Genomic DNA, 18,650 nt, shown 5'->3' with positions numbered 1-18,650 from the left:
CCTAGTCAGCGGAATCCGCAAGGCTCAACTGTTTCCGCCAGAGTCACGGGTTCGCGCTCTGTGCTCCCGTGGGCCGGGAGGCGTACCGTATGGCTCATGGAGAGTACCGGGTGCGCGGTGGTAGGCGGCGGTCCGGCCGGCATGATGCTGGGCCTCCTGCTGGCGCGGGCCGGCGTGGAGGTCACTGTCCTGGAAAAGCACGGCGACTTCCTCCGTGATTTCCGCGGCGACACCGTCCATGCCTCCACCATCAGGCTCATCGACGAGCTCGGGCTCGGCGCCGAGTTCCGGGAGCTGCCGCAAAGCAGGCTGCGCAATGTCGCCTTCCCCGTCCGCGGCGGCGGCGTGATCACGCTCGGCGATTTTTCCGGCCTGAAGCCGCCGTACAACTACATTGCCATGATGCCGCAGTGGGACTTTCTGAACTTCCTGGCCCGGACCGCAGCGGAAGAGCCCTCGTTCACGCTGCTGATGGAGCACACAGCGACGTCGCTGATGTACGACGGCGGCCGGGTTGCCGGCGTGCGCTACCGGACCAGGGAGGGCGCAGAGGGTGCCCTCCGGGCCGACCTCGTGGTGGCCACCGACGGCCGGCATTCGGTGCTACGCCAGGCCGCGGGGCTCAAGTCCAGGGAGTACCCGGTGCCCTTCGACACGTGGTGGTTCAAGCTGCCGCGCTTCGCGTCCGAGCAGGGTGAGGTGGCCGGCATCGTTCCCGCCTTCGGGGAACGCGACGCCGTGATTGCCCTGTTCCGGGACACGTACTACCAGATGGGCTACTTCGCCCCGAAGGGCGCAGGGCAGCGCATCCGCAGCGAGGGGGTGGAGCGGTTCCGCGAACGGATCGCGGCGCTGCGCCCGGACCTGGCCGACCGCCTGGACGCCATCCGCTCGCTGGAGGACCTCCACTGGCTGGACGTCCGGCTGGACAGGCTGCGGCGCTGGTACGTGGACGGGCTGCTGTGCATCGGCGACGCCGCTCATGCGATGTCCCCGGCCGGAGGCGTCGGCATCAACCTTGCCGTCCAGGACGCCGTCGCAGCAGCGGGCCGGCTGGCTCCGGCGCTGCTGCGCCGCAATGTCTCGGTGAAGGATCTTGCAGCGGTGCAGCGGCGCCGGATGCCGCCCACGGTCATCATCCAGACGGCCCAGCGGGGCATGCACCGGGCCGTGTTCGTCCCCCTGTTCAGTGGAAAGCGGTCCGGGCCGCCTCCCTTCGTGCAGTTCGTGGGGCGGCACTTCCCGGCCATGCGGCGCATCCTGCCGCGCCTCATCGCCATCGGCCCCAGGCCTGAGCACGCCCCGGCGTTTGCCCGCCGGGAGGCCCCCCGGCCCGCTGCCTAGACGGTCCGTCACAGACCGGCCAGCCACTAAACTGGAACCCATGACTCCCTCGCTTGACGCTGCCGCTGCCCGTGCCCGACTTCTGGAACTGATCAAGGAGCTCGCGGTTGTCCGCGGCAAGGTCATTCTGTCCAGCGGAGCCGAGGCCGACTACTACATCGACCTGCGCCGCATCACCCTTCACCACGAGGCCTCCAAACTCGTGGGCCAGGTCATGCTGTCCCTGATTGACGACGCCGGCATCGACTTTGAGTGCGCCGGCGGCCTGACGATGGGGGCCGACCCGGTGGGCACCGCCGTCATGCACGCCGCTGCCGACGCCGGCCGGGCCATCGATGCTTTCGTTGTCCGCAAGGCGCAGAAGTCCTACGGCATGGGCCGCCAGGTGGAAGGTCCCTCCGTTGAGGGCCGCAAGGTCCTGGTGCTCGAGGACACCTCCACCACCGGCGGCTCCGCCCTGACCGCCGTCGAGGGCGTGCGGAACGCCGGCGGCAACGTCGTCGCTGTGGCCGTCATCGTGGACCGCGACACGGGCGCCAAGGAAAAGATCGAAGCCGAGGCCGGCGTGCCTTACCTCTACGCCTTCAGCAAGGACGAGCTCGGCCTGAGCTGATCGGCTAGCCCGGACGCTGTGGGCGGACGACGTCGGGAGGTCCCGCCGTCGTCCGCCCTGTTTTTTGGGGACCAAGACTTTGGGCCAGAGACCTGGCCCCGCTTGTGCTGCCCGGACGGAGTGTGCCTAGGGTAGTCCAGTGCCATATGAAGGGGCCGCCGGCCAGACGGGCCAGCAGAGGGCGCCGGGCGCGGAGGCTGCCCGGCTGCTTCGGCGCGCCGCAGACCTGAAACGCTTTTCCCGCCGGACCTTTCTCTCCGGAGCAGGCGCGTCCACCGTCCTTGCCGCGGACATGCTGTTCACCAAGCGCGTGCAGGAGGAGCGGCAGGTCCACAAGATCCTCGTGGTGGAGGACGACTTCGCGCAGAGCTACTTCCCAAACGCCAGCTGGATCCTGTTCCCCGGCTACAAGACCAGCTGGGAAGAGGCCCAGTGGATCCTCAACTCGCTGCGCGGCAGCCTGAGGCTGCGCGGCCAGCTCGCGGCGGCCGGGTATTCGAACCTCGGACTGGACATCGACCAGCTGGTCATCGCGGTGATCGAGCACGTCCGGGCGCACAACCTGACCACGCTCTACTTCTACGGCCACAGCTTCGGCGGCATGGTGGCGACGCAGGTGGCGGCCCGGCTGCTGGAGCTGCACGGCGTCAAGGTTGAGCTGATCGTGCTCGACTGCAGCCCCTACAGCAAGTTCGACGTCCTGGACCAGAGCTGGTTCGACGGCGTGGTGTTCCTCTACGAAAGCGGCTTCCGGATCCCGTCCGTACTGCGAGGGGGCTACGAACTGGGGGAGCGGGTGGTCCACAAGGACGAGCGCACGTGGCGGCAGATCCTCGACCAGACACTGGAACAGCTCTCCCCGATCGCCCCCTCGAGCGTACTGATCCAGACGGAATCCGCCTACATCTACCACTTCGACGCCACACGCTTCGCGGGGCAGATCGGGGATACCCGCATGGCATACATCGGGAATCCGCGGGACCAGACCGTCAATTACCGGACGGCCCGTGATTCCTGGGCGCACACCTTCGCAGCCAACATGGTCTCGGCCGACCGGCAGACCGACGGGGCGCTGCCGGCACACGCCAGCCCGGGCTGGAACCCGTTTGTGTACCGGCCCATCCTCGAGGACCTGGAGAACGAGATCTTCCCGCTGCCCGGAGGCGGCGGGAAGATGACACCGTTCTAGATCTGGTTCTTGAGGTCCGCCACGGAGTCCAGCACCTGGTTCGGGCGGAACGGGTAAGAAGCAATTTCCTCGCGCTGCGTGATGCCGCTGAGCACCAGTACGGTGTGCAGCCCGGCCTCCATGCCCGCGATGATGTCGGTGTCCATGCGGTCGCCGATCATCGCGGTGGTCTCCGAGTGCGCATCGATCTGGTTCATGGCCGAGCGGAACATCATGGGGTTCGGCTTGCCCACAATGTACGGTTCCCGCCCCGTGGCCTTGGTGATGAGAGCAGCGATGGCGCCGGTGGCGGGCATCGGGCCCTCCTTGGACGGCCCGGTGGCGTCCGGGTTCGTGGCGATGAAGCGTGCCCCGGCAAGGATCAGCCGGATCGCCATGGTGATCGCCTCGAAGGAATACGTGCGGGTTTCACCTAGCACCACGAAGTCGGGGTTCTGGTCGGTGAGGATGAAGCCTGCTTCGTGGAGCGCCGTCGTCAGCCCTGCTTCACCGATGGTGTACGCGCGGTTGCCGGAATCCGAGCCCCGCACCTGGTCCTTCAGGAACTGGGCGGTGGCAAGGGCCGACGTCCAGATGTTCTCCTCCGGGATTTCCAGGCCGGAGGCCCGCAGCCGGGCGGCGAGGTCGCGCGGCGTGAAGATCGAGTTGTTGGTCAGGACCAGGAAGCGCCGTGACGTGTCCACCCAGCGCTGGATCAGTTCCGCAGCGCCCGGTACGGCCTGGTTCTCATGCACCAGGACCCCGTCCATGTCGGTGAGCCAGCACTCAATTTCCTGGCCACTGCGGTAGACGGCCGCCGATGTCTTTACCTTGTCCGCTTCTGCCATGTCATTCCTTCACCGAGATGTTTGCGTTCGGAGCCCAGTCTAGTGTTGAGGGGTGACGCAAACGCCCGGGACACCCGAAGCCCAATCAGACCAGAACGAAACTCAGGAACCAAAGCCGGAGGTCGGCGTCGGGCCCTGGGAAGGTGAATGGCCGGAGGGCAACCACTGGGACCCCGACCTGCTGGCCGACGGCGACCGGCGCAATGTCGTGGACAAGTACCGGTACTGGAAGCACGAGGCGATCGTCGCGGACCTGGACGCCAAGCGGCACGACTTCCACATCGCGATCGAGAACTGGCAGCACGACCTCAACATCGGCACCGTGGTGCGCACCGCCAACGCGTTCCTGGCTAAGGAAGTCCACATCATCGGACGACGGCGGTGGAACCGCCGCGGGGCGATGGTCACCGACCGCTACCAGCACGTCCGCCACCACCCCACCGTGGAGGACTTCGTGGCATGGGCACAGGGGGAGGGGCTGGCCATCATCGGGATCGACATCTTCCCCGATTCCGTGCCGCTGGAGACCTACGAGCTGCCGCAGAAGTGCGTGCTGGTCTTTGGCCAGGAAGGTCCTGGGCTGACGCCGGAGGTCCATGCGGCGGCGGAGGCGACACTGTCTATCGAGCAGTTCGGGTCCACCCGCTCCATCAACGCGGGGTCGGCCGCGGCAATCGCCATGCACGCCTGGGTACGACGCCACGTGTTCGGCCAGCACGTCTGATCAGCCTGAATCACAGTTTTCCTCGCATTGTCCGAAACCCCGGACGCAACGTGGCGGCTTTCGGGTGATCCCGCTCACAGCCCGTGCTCAGATTGATTCAAAGGTTGGGGGACCTCGATCCGGTCGTCAAAGTGAGGAACAGCATGCAGGCCACAACAAAAACGGGATCAGGACCGCGCGTTGAGCGCCGCTCCATCGACTTTGTCCCGGAAAACGAACGCCACGGTTCCCCGGCACAACAGTTCACCCTGTGGTTCGGAGCGAACATGCAGATCACCGCCATCGTCGACGGCGCCCTCGCCGTGTTGTTCGGGGCCGATGCCCTGTGGGCGATCATCGGCCTGCTGATCGGCAACCTTCTGGGCGGGGCTGTCATGGCGCTGCACGCGGCCCAAGGCCCCAAACTTGGGCTTCCGCAGATGATTTCCAGCCGGGCACAGTTCGGCATCCTTGGTGCCGTTATCCCGCTGGTGCTGGTGGTCATCATGTACCTTGGGTTCGCCGCCACAGGCACCGTCCTGGCTGGCCAGGCCGTGGACCAGATCCTGCACACCGGCACACCGGCCGTAGGAATGGTCCTCTTCGGGGCACTGACCATCCTCGTCGCGACGCTGGGCTACAAATACATTCACATGATGGGCCGCATCGCCACGATCGTCGGAGTCCTCGGCTTCACCTACCTCGGCATCAGGCTGCTCATCAGCCAGGATGTGGGAGCCCTCCTGGGGGCAGGGAGCTTCGAATTTCCCACTTTCTTGCTCGCCATCTCCCTCAGCGCAGGATGGCAACTGACCTACGGGCCCTATGTGGCCGACTACTCCCGTTACCTCCCCTCCGGCACCCCAGCCCGCAAGACGTTCCAGGCGTCCTACTTCGGCACCGTGCTCGGTTCCCAATGGTCCATGACCCTCGGAGCTCTCTTCGCCGCCCTTGCTTTGCCCAAGGGGGAGAGGTTCCTGGACGGCCAGGTCGCCTTCCTCGGACACATGAGCGGCGGTGGCCTCGTCGCTGTGGTCATCTACCTGGTCATCGTGATCGGAAAGCTCACGGTCAACACCCTGAACGCCTACGGCGGGTACATGACCATGCTGACCTCGGTGACCGCGTTCACCCGCAAAACGGGTGTAGCCACCTGGACGCGGTTCGCGTACGTCGTCGGCTTCATCGGGCTGTCCGTGCTTATCGCCGTCCTGGCGTCGCCGGACTTTATCGCCAACTTCAAGAACTTCGTGCTGTTGCTGCTCATGGTGTTCATCCCCTGGAGCTCCATCAACCTGGTCGACTACTACCTGATCTCCAAAGAAAAGGTGGATATCCCGGCCCTGTACGACCTGAACGGGCGCTACGGGCGCTGGAACAAGTCCGCCCTGATCACTTACGCAGTGGGCATCATCGTACAGATTCCGTTCCTGGCCCAGGCCCTCTACACCGGGCCCATGACAAAGCTGCTCGGCGGTGCTGACATCTCCTGGCTCGTGGGGCTGGTCGTCACAGCCGTGGTGTACTACCCGCTGGCCAAGAGGAACTCCAACGCGCCGTCCCACATGATTTACCCGGCTGAAACGGGTCAAGAAGCACTGACGCCGGTGGCGAATTCCGCACCCGCCAGCCCAGCCGTCTAGGGAGCCCGGGCTGGCCATAATGCGCAGAGCCTGACACAAAGTGTTAATGCCGGATGAGTGTCCTGTCCAAACGTGGCCGGGGCACTCATCCGGTTAGGGGCACCCCGCTGCGGATACCCAGCCTGCGCGATATCTCGCGGGCACAACGGTTCACCTCCGGAACCCACTCACGGGCCACGTCTTCAATCCGCATCGCCCGTTGCTCCTGCGTTTCGGCATCCTTGGCGCGGCGCGCAGCACCAGCAGGAAACACCCGGTTGGGGACAGTCAATGTCACGCTAGCCACGGGATAGCGCTCCCGGTCCAGGACCGCAACAGCAACGGAAGAGTAGCCAACAGTGATCTCATCCTGTTCCCACGCGTAGCCCAGGGACCGTGCCCGCGACAGCAAATCCTGGAGAGCCGGCAAGGACTGCGGCCCGTTGTCATTGCGGACCGTGAACGCCTCCGGGCCCGGAAACAAGGCGGCGACCTGGGCAGGATCCATCTGCGCCATCATCGCCCTGCCGCTGGCCGTCAGATGTGCCGGAAGCCGGACACCGGTGTCCGTCACCAGAGGGCGCTGGCGCGGAGCGCGTTCTTCGATGACGTAAACGACGTCACGGCCGTGCATTACCGCAAGGTGGGCAGTACGGCGGGTTCGCGCCACCAACCGCGCCAGCGGGTGACGGGCGATGCGCTGGAGAGGGGCCTGCCGTGAATAGCCGGTTCCGAGTTCATGTGCCGTGACACCCAGTGCAAATTTTTGTTCCTCCGGAAGATGGACCAGAAACCCGTCATCAACCAGGGCTGCGATCAACTGATACGTCGTTGACCGCGGCACTCCCACGTCTCGGGCGATGACCGAGGCGGCCACCGGGCCGGCCTGTTCCGCGACGTACCTAAGAACGGCGAGTACCTGGACAGCGGCAGGGGCTTTGGGGCGCAGCGGTGAGCTACTCACCTTCCCAGAATACGCCCGCGGTTGTCCGGCATACCGGACACCGGGCTACGGGCCTTCCGTCCACAGCGGCAGCGGCACCACGCTGCGGCTGCACCCTGATTCATCCAGGACATGTCCCATGCGCTTGAATGTCCGGACCACAGCCTGCCGGGAGATGACCGCACTTCCCGGAGCCCGATCGGCCAATTCGCGCTCGTAGGCCTGGACTTGCAGGTAGTCACGCACCCACAGGGTGACCAGCAGGTTCTGCGCCCCCAGAACCTGGGCGCTGAGGCGGCAGTTGCTGAGCGCCGCGAAGTAATGGCCGGTGTCGTCAACGTACTGCGCGGGGACGTTCAGGACCAAGGTGACTTCCCGCAGCCCCTGTTGGGCCGCCGTCGACGTATCGCAGCGCAGCGCTATGTAACCTGTGGCGAGGAACCGCTCCACCCGTCGTCGTGCGGTTTGGGGCGAGACTCCGCATGCGGCACCCAGTTCGGCCCAGCTCGCCCGCCCGTCCTTGGCGAGTTCTTCCAGCAGCGCCGCATCCAGCCGGTCCGGAGCATACGCAGGCTGCCCAGGCAGGGGGTCCGCTGTCACCTTCCGGGCACGTGCAGGTTCCAGCGTCCCGCTGCGCCATTCGGATGCCTGACGGTACAGCTTGGTGACGAAAACAACCTCGCGATGTGTGACGCCGGGCAGCCCCGGGAAGGAACCGGTGACTATGTCCATGAGTTCGGCATGGCTGGACGCAAAGCAGTCCACAAAGAGGTCGTGCGAGCCGGTGACCAGCGAGACGGTGCCGAACGCCGGCTCGGCGCACAGCCGCTCGATGAGCGCCTCACTTTCGCTGGGCAAAGACGACAGATGGATGAACGCGGACCAGCCGGCACTGAGGTAGCGCTGTCCGGGGGCCGGTGTGATCCATGCCTGGCCCTGCTCCGCAAGGGCGTTCCAGCGCCTTGCCACCGTGGGACCGGACAGGCCCAAGGCGTCCGCCACCCGGCTCCATTCGGCGCGTGGATTGATCTGCAAGGCATTCACGATTTCCAGGTCAAGCTCCGAAATCATGGCCGATTCGTTCAATAGTTGCTGCCTCAGGAGAGTTTCGAACAATTTCCAAGCCAGTGTAAACGACGGTCCTAACGTTGTGACTCGCATCACCGCCGGCAAATCCGCTTCGGACCACAAGGAATCACATGGCAAGCAAGACAGCACCTCCCCCGACCGGGATCACCACGCGCAGGACTATTGCGGGAATGATCCTGGCAATGGCCCTCATTGAATCGCTCAGTGGGGTAACCCAGGGGTACCTTAATCCCATCCTGCCGGCGCTGGGACCCGTCTTCGGGATAGACGATCCCGCCATCAACGGCATCTTCCTCGTCTCCAACGTCAGCTTCGCCGTCCTCACCCCGATTATTTCGAGGCTCGGCGACAGCTTTGGATACCGGCTGGTGCTGCGCTGGTCCACGGGTGTTGTGGCGGTCGGCGTGCTTCAAATGGCGCTCTGGCCGTCGCTGTGGACGGTGACGGTGGGTGTCGTCATGCTCACCTGCGTTGTGGGCTTCATCCCGCTCATGATGGGAATCATGCGGGTCAGCAGCCCAGCCCACACACGCACCGGTGTCAGCGTCATGATCGGCATGCTCATGATCACGGTGGGAGCTGGCGGGCTTCTCGCCGGCATCATCGGCGTCACCGATCCGACGCTCGGCTTCTGGGTGGCGGTACCGTTCGCGGTTGTCGCCTTCATCTGCTCGTTCGTACTGCCCGACGCCGGGACTCCGACGCGTGAGGGCATCGCCCTGGCTCCGCTGCTGGCGTGCTCACTCGGGCTGATTGGGTTTGTTGTGGCACTCTCGATGGCACCTGAGTGGGGCTGGCTCGATGTCCGGACGGTGGCGACCGGCGTGGCAGGGGTTGCCCTGCTGGCTTACTGGGCCAAGCGGGACTTCAGCGCCCCCGAGGGCCGCAGGTTCATGGACCTGCGGATGCTGGTAAATCCCCGAATCCGCGCCATCTCGCTTGCCACCTTCTTCTTTGGCTTCGCGTCCATCAGCTACTTCGGTACCAACGGCATTTTCCTGCACTCCAACCCGGACAAGACCGGCTACGGATTCGGCTTGAGCCCGCTTTTGATCGCGATTGTCCTCGCGCTGGCCTCGGTTCTTTCCCTGGTCTCCTCCTTGCTCACGGCCAAAGCACTTAGGAGGTTCGGCGAACGCGCCACCCTCGTCTTCGCGGGCGTCCTGCTGGCGGGCGGCTTCCTGATGATGGCGGTCGGCCACGGATCGCTCCCGGGCTACTGCGTCGGCTTCGCCATGTTCAACCTGAGCCTGGGGATGTACCAGGCGGGGACCCGGGCGCTGTCCGTCGAAGGTGTCCCCGTGGACGAGACCTCGACGGCGGCCGGACTCAATGAGCTGGCATTGTCCGTCGGCATCGCGGTGGGGGCTGCGGTGGTTAAGCTCATCTCCTCAGCCTCGGCGGAGGCCGGGCACATCACAGTGGCGGGGCTGCTGTCCATCTGGGGCGCCCTGGCTATGGCGGCTTTGATTGCGGCCGCCGTGAGTGCAGGCTACGCCAAGCGCCAGCCGGCCGGAGTGGCGGCATGATCATTGGACTTGACAGCAACAGGGGAGGCGCCGCCGTCGTGCCCGTCACCCGGGGCGATATTAAAACGAGACTCGAGGCCGCTGTGGAACGCTGGAAACCGGAGATTCTGGATCTGAGCCACGCCATCCATGCGGATCCGGAACTAGGCGGACATGAGTTCCGTGCCGCCAAGCGGGTGAGCCGGATACTGCGGACGGCCGGGTTCAGCTTCGATGAGGCCCAGCCTGCACAGCCTACGGCGTTCAGCGCGCGATTCGGATCTGGCGAGCTTGTGGTTGCAGTCTGCACTGAGTACGACGCGTTGCCGGCAATCGGTCATGCGTGCGGGCACAACGTTAACGCGGCCAGCGCCGTGGGGGCAGCGCTGGCGCTGGCGGCCGTGGCCGACGAACTCGGCCTCACCGTCAAAGTGCTCGGAACGCCCGCCGAAGAGACTACCGGGGGCAAAGTGGACCTGATTGACGCGGGCTTTTTCGACGACGTATCCCTGGCCATGATGGCGCACGCTGCGGCAGCGGACGTGGTGGGTGGTTCGTCCCTGGCCATGTGCATGTGGGACGTGCTGTTCGAGGGTCGACCCGCCCACGCCGCCGCGGCTCCCTCGGAGGGTGTCAATGCCCTCGATGCGCTCGTAGTCGCGCAGACGGCCATCGCCTTGGCACGGCAGCAACTGCCGGCGGGGGCGATCGTGTCTTTGATCGTGACGGAAGGCGGGAGTGCAGTCAACGTCATTCCGGAACGTGCCCGGGCCCGCACGGAAATGCGGGCCAACAGCATCGAAAACCTCCGTCTGATCCAGGAGAAGGTGAGGCGCTGCCTTGAGGCCGGTGCCCATGCGAGCGGCAGCACCCTTCAGGTCACACCCACGGGCAACGACTACGCAGAACTGCGTCAGGACGCTTTCCTGTCAGAGGCCTACCGGGCAGCGATGACGGCCAGGGGCAGGTATGTTGCGTTCAGCGCCGAGCCTGTGGCCTCCACGGACATGGGAAATGTCTCGCAGCTCGTGCCGAGCATTCATCCCATGGTCGGCTATGACGTGCGCGGTGCAGCCCATCACACCGCGGAGTTTGCTGCGTTCGGTGCTTCCGCGGGTGCCGACAAAGCGGTGCTCGACGGATCGTTCGGACTAGCGGCAGCGGCATGTGCTGCAGCCGCCGATCCGGAGCAGAGGAAGCGACTGCTCCGCCGAACGGGGGAGTAGTAGGGGAAAACCTGCAGTGCAAAGTGTTACCCGGCCGGGTGACGCGAACCACGGCCGGTGCAAAGAAATGGCTAGGATGGTTCGTAGCCGACGAGGTTCACTCCAGGGTCAACCCAACCCGCAGACGAAATTCACTTTAGGAGTCAGCATGCCCATTGCAACCCCAGAGATCTACTCCGAGATGATCGACCGCGCAAAGGCGGGCGGCTTCGCGTTCCCGGCGGTCAACGTGACGTCCTCGCAGACGCTGAACGCGGCGCTGCGCGGTTTCGCGGAGGCCGAGTCTGACGGCATTGTGCAGGTCTCCACCGGTGGTGCCGCTTACTGGTCCGGTGCCTCGACGAAGGACATGGTTGCCGGTTCCCTGGGTTTCGCGGCGTTCGCCCGCGAGGTGGCCAAGAACTACAACGTGAACATCGCGCTGCACACGGACCACTGCCCCAAGGACAAGCTGGACGGTTTCGTGCTGCCGCTGCTGGCAGCCTCCGAGGCCGAGGTCAAGGCCGGCCGCAACCCGCTCTTCAACTCCCACATGTGGGACGGCTCCGCCGAGACGCTGCAGGAGAACCTGCGCATCGCCCGTGAACTGCTGGCGCGCACCGCCGCGGCCAAGATGATCCTCGAGGTCGAGATCGGCACCGTCGGCGGCGAGGAAGACGGCGTCGAGCACGAAATCAACGAAAAGCTCTACACCACGGTGGAAGACGCGCTGGCCACCATCGACGCCCTGGGCGCCGGCGAGAACGGCCGCTACATCACGGCCCTGACCTTCGGCAACGTGCACGGCGTGTACAAGCCGGGCGGGGTGAAGCTGCGCCCGGAGATCCTGAAGGACATCCAGGCCCAGGTCGGCGCGAAGATCGGCAAGGACAACCCGTTCGACCTCGTGTTCCACGGCGGCTCCGGCTCTTCCGACCAGGAGATCGCCGACGCCGTTTCCTACGGCACCATCAAGATGAACATCGACACCGACACCCAGTACGCGTACACGCGTCCGGTGGCCGACCACATGTTCAAGAACTACGACGGCGTGCTCAAGGTCGACGGCGAAGTGGGCAACAAGAAGACCTACGACCCCCGCGTCTGGGGCGCCTCCGCCGAAGCCGGCCTCGCCGCCCGCGTGGTGGAAGCCACCCAGCAGCTCGGCTCCGCCGGCAAGACCTTCTAGTCATGTCCGACGAGTTCCGCAAGAACCTGATGGGTCCTGAGCCCACCCTCCTGCCTGCCGAGACCGAGGTCTATGCACAGCTGGACGCGGGCCAGGAGGCCTTGGACCTCGTGGAGAAGCACCCCACATCGTCGCTGTTGTGGGCCGTGCTGGCCGAGGAGGCATGGGCGGAAGGCCGCACCATCGATTCCTACGCCTACGCCCGGGTCGGCTACCACCGTGGACTCGACTCGCTGCGCCGCAACGGCTGGCGGGGTGTGGGGCCCATCCCGTGGGAGCACGAACCCAACCGCGGCTTCCTGCGGGCGCTCTATTCGCTGGGTCGCGCCTCCGCCGCCATCAACGAGGCGGAGGAGCCCGAGCGCATCGAGAAGTTCCTCAACGACTCGGACCCTGCAGCGAAGGCAGCCATCGAAGGCAAGTAATACAACTGAGTTAAATACGACGGCGGGCGCTCACCAAAAGGTGGGCGCCCGCCGTCGTTGGTTGAGCTTGTCGAAACCCGGTGCGTCTCTGTTAGCTGGACTTCCGCAGTCCGGTGCGGGCCATGGCGTCGGCGTAGGCAACCTGCATCTCGTCGAGGTACTGCTTCTGCCGCTCGGGGGATCCGGCGAAGGAGCGGCCGCTCAGCGAACGGACCTTGTAGGTCTTCAGTCCGCGCCGCCACAGCAGCGGAACTTCGGTCTTGAGCAGCAGGCCGGCGAGGCGGTTGGCTTCGGTGCCGTGGGCAACGATGACCGAGGCGCGCGGCACCAGGGCCAGGACCTTCAGCAGCGGCTTGAGGCCGGCCTGGATCTGGTCGGGTGTGAACTTCCCGTTAGGCTCGCCCGGCGTGTGCCACGGGTGCACGTTCCAGGGCATGATGTACTCCGGCCGCAGGCCCAGCTTCCATTGGAGGCCCAGCATGCGCGTGGCGGCATCATCGTCGCCGGGCATGATGAAGCCTGTGGGCGATGCCGTGCCGATGTTGGAGAAGAGGCTGATGATGCGGCATTCGTCGACATCGTGCGCGGGGTCGACGTACGGCACCTGGGTGCCCGGTTTGGCGCTCTGCAGGGTATCGCAGAGCTCATTGACAGCGGCCACGTTGGGCTCGTATCGGCGCATCAGAAGCTGTTCATGGAAGGATTCGGTAGCCAGGGCTGTCATATGGTGCTTTGTCTCCTGCATGTGGGTCGCGCCGCCGCGCCGCAGGCCGGCACGCCGCAGGCATGCCGAGTGCGGCGTGGTGTGAAATGAGATGTGGACCGGTGCTTGACCGATCCTCCCCAGTTTAGCAAGGCGTCCGAAACCGTGAGACCCCGCCCTGCGCGCCTCCATGACAGAGCCCTGCAGGCGGGGGCCTGCAGGGACATAAGTGAGGGCTAAATCACTTCCAGAGCCGTTTGGTGGCGAGGCGTGCGCCCTCCCCGAGGGCCCCAAGTTTCGCGACGGCGATCTGCGGGTGGACACGGCCGCCGAGGCCGCAGTCGGTGGAGGCGATCACGTTCTCGCGTCCCACAAGCCTGGCGAAGCGTTCGATCCGGTCCGCCACAAGTTCCGGATGCTCCACGACGTTCGTGGCATGCGAGGCAACACCCGGAATGATGACCTTGCCCTCGGGCAGCTTCGTGTCTTCCCACACACGCCATTCGTGCTCGTGCCGGACGTTGGCTGCCTCGAACGAGTAGCCGCCCGCGTTGACCTGCAGGACGGAGCTGATGATGTCGGCAAACGGGATATCGGTGGTGTGCGGGCCGTGCCAGGATCCCCAGCAGACATGCAGCCGGATCTGGTCCTGGGGCAGGTCGCGGAGGGCCCAGTTGGTGGCCTCGACCCGGAGCTGGATGAAGTTGAGGTAGTCCTCCAGGCTGGGCTCCGGATTGATCTGGTCCCAGCTCTCCGCCAGCGACGGGTCATCGAGCTGGACGGTCAGTCCGGCGTCGATGATCGCCTTGTATTCTTCGCGCATGGCGTCGGCGCAGGCGTAGACCAGTTCCTCTTCCGTCTTGTAGTACTCGTTCGCCACCCGTGCGCAGGAGCCGGGGGACAGCGACGCCACGAATCCCTCGGTGAGGCCGGCTGCCTGCAGGCCGGTCTTGAGGTTGGTGACATCCGAGGCCACGAGGTCCTGCCCGGTGTAAGTCAGCGGGCCGGCGATCTTGGGCTGTGCCACGCTCTTGCGGTGGGCGAGGATGCCGGAGGAGGGATCGTAGTAGGCGTCATTGAACTTCTGCCGGTCCCTGCGGTCAGGGAAAGAAGTCAGGACGATGTTGCCCGGCGTGGAACGGTGCACCCCGGCATCGGCCCAGCGGTCCACGTCGGTGGGCTCGAGGCCGCCGAGGCGGGCGAACGAGTAGTTCCACCAGGCGCCGTAATCCACGCTGTTGGACATGGCGTGCCCGTATTCACCGTCGTTGGGGATGTCGATGCCCAGGTCCTTTTGGCGTTGGACAATGTCCACCACCGAGGTCTGCAGCAGGTCCAGGAACTCCGGCGTGATGCCGTCGGCTTCCTTGGCGGCGTTGGCGGCGATGAGCTCCGGGGTGCGGGGCAGGGACCCGGCGTGGGTGACGCGGATGTGGTCGCTGCTCAGTGACAAGGCAGCGATCCAGGTCTCTCAGCCGCTCGGGATGGTTCACTCTCACTTAAGTCCCCGGGCGGAGCCAGTGGCAAATCACCGGAGGAATGTGTCGCCGGAATCTGCCGCAGGGCGAAATACCAAAAGCCATACATTTGTCAGCCATCCGCTAAACTTGGGTGGTAAGAGCCCCGGAACTCTTGCGTCCCTTCCCCGGTCAGCGCCGCGGGTGCGGGCGACGAATTCGGGGCATTCTCATGAACGGCGCCGACCTCCGGTTGAAGCACCTCGGTGATCCAGCCGGGCTAGGCCCGAACGAATGGGGGAGGATCCCATGCCAGCAATCGTGATCGTCGGAGCCCAGTGGGGCGACGAAGGAAAAGGTAAGGCCACCGACCTGCTTGGCGGCCGCGTCGACTACGTAGTGAAGCCGAACGGCGGCAACAATGCCGGGCACACCGTCGTCGTGGGCGGTGAGAAGTATGAGCTCAAGCTCCTTCCGGCCGGCATCCTCAGCCCCAACGCCGTCCCCATCATCGGCAACGGCTGCGTCGTCAACCTCGAGGCGCTTTTCCAGGAGATCGACGGCCTCGAAGCCCGCGGCGCGGACACCTCCAAGCTGCGCGTTTCCGCCAACGCCCACCTCGTGGCCCCGTACCACCAGGTGCTGGACAAGGTCACCGAGCGCTTCCTTGGCAGCCGCGCCATCGGCACCACCGGCCGCGGCATCGGGCCCACCTACATGGACAAGGTTGCCCGCCTGGGGATCCGCGTCCAGGACGTCTTCGATGAATCGATCCTGCGCCAGAAGGTGGAAGGCTCGCTGCGCCAGAAGAACGAGCTTCTGGTCAAGATCTACAACCGCCGCAGCATCGAGGTGGAGGAAGTGGTCAGCTACTTCCTCTCCTTCGCCGAGCGGCTGCGCCCCCTGGTCATCGACAGCACCCTGGTGCTGAACACGGCCCTTGACGAGGGCAAGGTGGTGCTCATGGAGGGCGGCCAGGCCACGTTCCTGGACGTAGACCACGGCACCTACCCGTTCGTGACCTCCTCTAACCCCACCGCCGGCGGTGCCTCCGTGGGTTCGGGCATCGGCCCCACCCGCATCTCGCGGTCCATCGGCATCATCAAGGCGTACACCACGCGTGTGGGCGCAGGCCCGTTCCCCACGGAGCTCTTCGACGAGATGGGCATGTACCTGCAGAAGACCGGCGGCGAGTTCGGCGTCAACACCGGGCGCCCGCGCCGCTGTGGCTGGTACGACGCCGTCCTGGCCCGCCACGCCTCCCGCGTGAACGGCTTCACCGACTACTTCGTCACGAAGCTTGACGTCCTCACCGGCATCGAACAGATCCCGGTGTGCGTGGCCTACGACGTCGACGGCGTCCGGCACGACGAGATGCCTATGACCCAGACCGAGTTCCACCACGCCAAGCCCATCTTCGAGTACTTCGAAGGCTGGACCGAGGACATCACCGGCGCCCGCACGCTGGCTGACCTGCCCGAGAACGCCCGCAACTACGTGCTGGCGCTCGAGAAGCTGTCCGGCACCCGCTTCTCGGCGATCGGCGTGGGACCGGACCGCGACCAGACCATCGTGGTCAACGACCTGATCAACGACTGACACCGGAAGCGTCCGGCAACCACAGCCCAAGCAGTTCCCGACGGCGGCGGGTCACCTCACGGTGGCCGGCCGCCGTCGTCGTTGTTCCTTTCTTTTGGCTCTGGAGCACGCCCGTCTGAAAAAAGTTTCCGGGACCGCGTAACCTGCCCGCCCGTCCCGGCGATTACGTATATGTAAGCGCCGGGCCGGGGGTTGTCCCCCATCGGCCTCCGGCCCGGCCTTCAATCAACCAAAGGACTTTTTTCTTATGAAGAGTGTTAGCAAGACCACCAAGATTGCTGTCGGAGCCGCCATCCTCGCTGTTGGAGGTTTCTCCAGCATCGGACTGGCCAACGCCGCCCAGGTGTCCAGCTCGCAGCATGCACAGGTGACCCCCGCTACGCCCGCCACGCCGGCCGTTCCTGCGACCCCCGAGGTCCCGGCAGTGCCTGCAGTTCCCGCCACCCCGGCCACCCCGACGGTTCCCGCCGTCCCGGCGGCCAAGGCCAAGGCTGCCGGCGAAGCTGCGGACGCAGCCGACGCCGCACTGGAAGTTGACAAGGACAACGCCGCTGCCAACGCCAACGTCTCCGCCGGGGACAAGGCTGCCGGGGCCAACGTGAACGCAGCAATCCCCGCCACTCCGGCTGTTCCCGGCGGCGGCGGTGTTCCGGCCACCCCGGCCGTTCCCGCCACTCCGGCTGTGCCGGACGTAACCGACCACGTCGCCAAGCCGGCCGCGCCGTCCGTCGCTGCAGACGCTGACGTCAAGGCCGACGCTGCTGCGGACCTGCCGACCGGCAAGTAGTCCACAGCAGACGAAACAGGGCGTTCCCCGAATAGGGGCGTGAGGTGTGCGGCGGCTAGGCTTACTACCGCCGCACACCTGCAGTAAAGGGAAGGACAGCTCCTTGGCAGCTCAGCTGACCGATGACGAATTGTCAGCAGCCCTTTCTGGCGACCCCTCCGGCTTCAGCGCCGTCTACAGCGTCATTTCCCCCGCCGTCCTGGGCTATTTCCGGGCCCGCGGCGTGGACGACGCCGAAGCCCTCACGCAGGATGTCTTCGTGGATGTCCTGCCCAAGCTCAGCAATGTCAGGGGCGGCCACTCCGGGCTGCGGACGTTCATCTTCTCCGTGGCGCACGCCCGGCTCGTGGACTACCGGCGTCGGTCCGCGCGAACACCGCAGCTCACCGAATTCGATCCGCTTCTGGACGAGCGGCGCTCGGATTCCGCCGAGGATGAGGTCCTCGGTTCGCTGGGCGGAGCGACCTCCGCACTGTCCATGCTCAACGACGACCAGCGCGAAGTGCTGGTCCTGCGGATCGTTGCAGACCTTTCGGTTGAACAGGTGGCCGGCATCATGGACAGGACTCCCGGGGCCATCAAACAACTCCAGCGCCGCGGGCTCATCGCCCTTCGCGAACTCGTCAAGGAAAAGGACCACGCAGCATCATGAGTGTCACGCCGGCAGGCCGCGAAGAAGGAGAGATCCAGGCGATCCTCCTGGATTCCGGGCTCGAAGACGACGCCGATCTCCGCAGGTCCCTCGAAGAACTGCGCGGGCTCGCCCAAGACCCAGCACCCCGGCCCCGCGCCGATCTCGTGGCGCTGCTCGCCAACGGGGCAGCCGCTTCGGCCGCACCGGACCAGGGCGGGGCCCAGGGCGAGGCCATCCCAGGCGCACCCATGCGGCGTGAATCCAACGTCGCCAGCCTCGAAGTTCACCGCCGCAACCGGCAACGCCGGATGGGCATCGTGGTGGGCGCCGCAGTGGTCGGCGCCATGGGCCTCGGAGCCGGCGCTGTCGCAGCCTCCAGCGAGGACTTCCGCAACAGCGTAAGCCACACCGTGGTGCGGATCTTCCAGCCCGCCAGCGAGACAACCGCGCCGGCGCCGGTGCCCGCATCGCCCGCCGGCATTCCGGCCGGCCCGGCCCCGACGTTTGCTGCAGCCGAACCGTCGGTCACTGGCAAGACCGCCGCGCCGTCGGAACCCGCGACGCCGGCCCCGACTGGTCCGGCGTCCTCGAATGGTTCGTCGAACTCATCCGCAGCCCACGGTTCCTCGGCTTCCCACGGAGCGGCGAGGAGTCAGGCTCCGGCGCCCGCCAGGCCCAGCCAGGTGCCCGCGGTCCCCGGAACGGGTGTGGCCCCCAAGCTTCCGGCCAAGCCGCTGCCGGCGGTGCCCACACTGCCCGGCGGCATGCCGACCGTCCCGACCAAACCGGTCCCGGGCACGCCTTAGGACCGGC

Annotated in this window: 18 protein-coding genes; 13 read left to right on the top strand and 5 right to left on the bottom strand. The window is 65.8% G+C overall.

Features of this window, described 5'->3' with window-relative positions; genetic code table 11:
* Positions 1–96: 96 nt before the first annotated feature.
* The 3 genes from AC5RWD_RS12210 to AC5RWD_RS12200 all read left to right on the top strand — a co-directional run bounded on the left by AC5RWD_RS12210 (position 97) and on the right by AC5RWD_RS12200 (position 3,146).
* On the top strand, positions 97–1,344 hold the full coding sequence (locus AC5RWD_RS12210; RefSeq protein WP_494020248.1) for an FAD-dependent oxidoreductase: 1,248 nt from the start codon (positions 97–99) through the stop codon (positions 1,342–1,344).
* Positions 1,345–1,384: 40 nt separating this feature from the next.
* Positions 1,385–1,957, top strand: coding sequence for an orotate phosphoribosyltransferase (pyrE, locus tag AC5RWD_RS12205; RefSeq protein WP_494020247.1), 573 nt, complete (start codon positions 1,385–1,387; stop codon positions 1,955–1,957).
* Between the two features lie 139 nt (positions 1,958–2,096).
* Positions 2,097–3,146 (top strand): thioesterase domain-containing protein, encoded by a 1,050-nt coding sequence (locus AC5RWD_RS12200; RefSeq protein WP_494020246.1) that lies wholly within the window; start codon positions 2,097–2,099, stop codon positions 3,144–3,146.
* Here AC5RWD_RS12200 and AC5RWD_RS12195 read toward each other — a convergent pair.
* Positions 3,143–3,973 carry an HAD-IIA family hydrolase gene (locus AC5RWD_RS12195; RefSeq protein WP_494020245.1) on the bottom strand — a complete coding sequence of 277 codons (831 nt, stop codon included), beginning with the start codon at positions 3,971–3,973 and terminating at the stop codon, positions 3,143–3,145. The two genes, AC5RWD_RS12200 and AC5RWD_RS12195, sit on opposite strands and share 4 nt — an antisense overlap.
* 52 nt (positions 3,974–4,025) lie before the next feature.
* Here AC5RWD_RS12195 and AC5RWD_RS12190 point away from each other — a divergent pair, with 52 nt between their 5' ends.
* Complete coding sequence (locus AC5RWD_RS12190) at positions 4,026–4,697, top strand: TrmH family RNA methyltransferase (RefSeq protein ID WP_494020244.1); 672 nt, start codon at positions 4,026–4,028, stop codon at positions 4,695–4,697.
* 143 nt (positions 4,698–4,840) lie between these two features.
* Positions 4,841–6,319, top strand: a complete 1,479-nt coding sequence (locus AC5RWD_RS12185; RefSeq protein ID WP_494020243.1) for a purine-cytosine permease family protein — start codon at positions 4,841–4,843, stop codon at positions 6,317–6,319.
* 85 nt (positions 6,320–6,404) lie between these two features.
* On the opposite strand, the gene AC5RWD_RS12180 is transcribed toward AC5RWD_RS12185, so the two are convergent.
* Together AC5RWD_RS12180 and AC5RWD_RS12175 are read right to left on the bottom strand one after the other, a co-directional pair.
* On the bottom strand, positions 6,405–7,262 hold the full coding sequence (locus AC5RWD_RS12180; protein ID WP_494020242.1) for an IclR family transcriptional regulator: 858 nt from the start codon (positions 7,260–7,262) through the stop codon (positions 6,405–6,407).
* A gap of 45 nt (positions 7,263–7,307) precedes the next feature.
* Positions 7,308–8,312 carry an Lrp/AsnC family transcriptional regulator gene (locus tag AC5RWD_RS12175; RefSeq protein ID WP_494020241.1) on the bottom strand — a complete coding sequence of 335 codons (1,005 nt, stop codon included), beginning with the start codon at positions 8,310–8,312 and terminating at the stop codon, positions 7,308–7,310.
* Between the two features lie 128 nt (positions 8,313–8,440).
* Between AC5RWD_RS12175 and AC5RWD_RS12170 the strand changes: the two genes are divergently transcribed.
* From AC5RWD_RS12170 to AC5RWD_RS12155, 4 genes are all read left to right on the top strand, one after another.
* Positions 8,441–9,859: an MFS transporter gene (locus AC5RWD_RS12170; protein ID WP_494020240.1), complete on the top strand. Its 1,419-nt coding sequence runs from the start codon at positions 8,441–8,443 to the stop codon at positions 9,857–9,859.
* Positions 9,856–11,064 carry an amidohydrolase gene (locus tag AC5RWD_RS12165; protein WP_494020239.1) on the top strand — a complete coding sequence of 403 codons (1,209 nt, stop codon included), beginning with the start codon at positions 9,856–9,858 and terminating at the stop codon, positions 11,062–11,064. The genes AC5RWD_RS12170 and AC5RWD_RS12165 overlap by 4 nt, the downstream gene beginning before the upstream one ends.
* A 148-nt stretch (positions 11,065–11,212) precedes the next feature.
* On the top strand, positions 11,213–12,232 hold the full coding sequence (fbaA, locus tag AC5RWD_RS12160) for a class II fructose-bisphosphate aldolase (RefSeq protein WP_494020238.1): 1,020 nt from the start codon (positions 11,213–11,215) through the stop codon (positions 12,230–12,232).
* 2 nt (positions 12,233–12,234) lie between these two features.
* Positions 12,235–12,657, top strand: a complete 423-nt coding sequence (locus AC5RWD_RS12155; protein WP_487440129.1) for a DUF3151 domain-containing protein — start codon at positions 12,235–12,237, stop codon at positions 12,655–12,657.
* Between the two features lie 91 nt (positions 12,658–12,748).
* On the opposite strand, the gene AC5RWD_RS12150 is transcribed toward AC5RWD_RS12155, so the two are convergent.
* The gene (locus AC5RWD_RS12150) at positions 12,749–13,381 is read right to left on the bottom strand and encodes a uracil-DNA glycosylase family protein (RefSeq protein ID WP_494020237.1); all 633 of its coding nucleotides are present in this window, start codon (positions 13,379–13,381) and stop codon (positions 12,749–12,751) included.
* Positions 13,382–13,601: 220 nt separating this feature from the next.
* Entirely contained in the window at positions 13,602–14,813 is a 1,212-nt protein-coding gene (locus AC5RWD_RS12145; RefSeq protein ID WP_494020236.1) for a cobalamin-independent methionine synthase II family protein, read from the bottom strand.
* A 313-nt stretch (positions 14,814–15,126) separates the two neighbouring features.
* Here AC5RWD_RS12145 and AC5RWD_RS12140 point away from each other — a divergent pair, with 313 nt between their 5' ends.
* The 4 genes from AC5RWD_RS12140 (at position 15,127) to AC5RWD_RS12125 (ending at position 18,643) form a co-directional block, all read left to right on the top strand.
* The gene (locus AC5RWD_RS12140; protein ID WP_494020235.1) at positions 15,127–16,416 is read left to right on the top strand and encodes an adenylosuccinate synthase; all 1,290 of its coding nucleotides are present in this window, start codon (positions 15,127–15,129) and stop codon (positions 16,414–16,416) included.
* A gap of 247 nt (positions 16,417–16,663) precedes the next feature.
* Positions 16,664–17,203, top strand: a complete 540-nt coding sequence (locus AC5RWD_RS12135; RefSeq protein ID WP_494020234.1) for a hypothetical protein — start codon at positions 16,664–16,666, stop codon at positions 17,201–17,203.
* A 103-nt stretch (positions 17,204–17,306) separates the two neighbouring features.
* Complete coding sequence (locus tag AC5RWD_RS12130) at positions 17,307–17,855, top strand: RNA polymerase sigma factor (protein WP_494020233.1); 549 nt, start codon at positions 17,307–17,309, stop codon at positions 17,853–17,855.
* Entirely contained in the window at positions 17,852–18,643 is a 792-nt protein-coding gene (locus AC5RWD_RS12125; RefSeq protein ID WP_494020232.1) for a hypothetical protein, read from the top strand. Before AC5RWD_RS12130 ends, AC5RWD_RS12125 begins: the two co-directional genes overlap by 4 nt.
* Positions 18,644–18,650: the final 7 nt, after the last annotated feature.

The sequence above is a fragment of the Arthrobacter sp. CMU6 genome (genome assembly GCF_059090205.1).
This window is presented reverse-complemented; position numbering and strand designations above follow the sequence as displayed.

Excerpts from the sequence above, each read along its gene's own strand:
- AC5RWD_RS12210 (WP_494020248.1), top strand. The coding sequence starts at position 97 with ATGGAGAGTACCGGGTGCGCGGTGGTAGGCGGCGGTCCGGCCGGCATG.
- pyrE (WP_494020247.1), top strand. The coding sequence starts at position 1,385 with ATGACTCCCTCGCTTGACGCTGCCGCTGCCCGTGCCCGACTTCTGGAA.
- AC5RWD_RS12195 (WP_494020245.1), bottom strand. The coding sequence starts at position 3,973 with ATGGCAGAAGCGGACAAGGTAAAGACATCGGCGGCCGTCTACCGCAGT.
- AC5RWD_RS12185 (WP_494020243.1), top strand. The coding sequence starts at position 4,841 with ATGCAGGCCACAACAAAAACGGGATCAGGACCGCGCGTTGAGCGCCGC.
- AC5RWD_RS12175 (WP_494020241.1), bottom strand. The coding sequence starts at position 8,312 with ATGATTTCGGAGCTTGACCTGGAAATCGTGAATGCCTTGCAGATCAAT.
- AC5RWD_RS12170 (WP_494020240.1), top strand. The coding sequence starts at position 8,441 with ATGGCAAGCAAGACAGCACCTCCCCCGACCGGGATCACCACGCGCAGG.
- AC5RWD_RS12165 (WP_494020239.1), top strand. The coding sequence starts at position 9,856 with ATGATCATTGGACTTGACAGCAACAGGGGAGGCGCCGCCGTCGTGCCC.
- fbaA (WP_494020238.1), top strand. The coding sequence starts at position 11,213 with ATGCCCATTGCAACCCCAGAGATCTACTCCGAGATGATCGACCGCGCA.
- AC5RWD_RS12155 (WP_487440129.1), top strand. The coding sequence starts at position 12,235 with ATGTCCGACGAGTTCCGCAAGAACCTGATGGGTCCTGAGCCCACCCTC.
- AC5RWD_RS12150 (WP_494020237.1), bottom strand. The coding sequence starts at position 13,381 with ATGACAGCCCTGGCTACCGAATCCTTCCATGAACAGCTTCTGATGCGC.
- AC5RWD_RS12140 (WP_494020235.1), top strand. The coding sequence starts at position 15,127 with ATGCCAGCAATCGTGATCGTCGGAGCCCAGTGGGGCGACGAAGGAAAA.
- AC5RWD_RS12135 (WP_494020234.1), top strand. The coding sequence starts at position 16,664 with ATGAAGAGTGTTAGCAAGACCACCAAGATTGCTGTCGGAGCCGCCATC.
- AC5RWD_RS12125 (WP_494020232.1), top strand. The coding sequence starts at position 17,852 with ATGAGTGTCACGCCGGCAGGCCGCGAAGAAGGAGAGATCCAGGCGATC.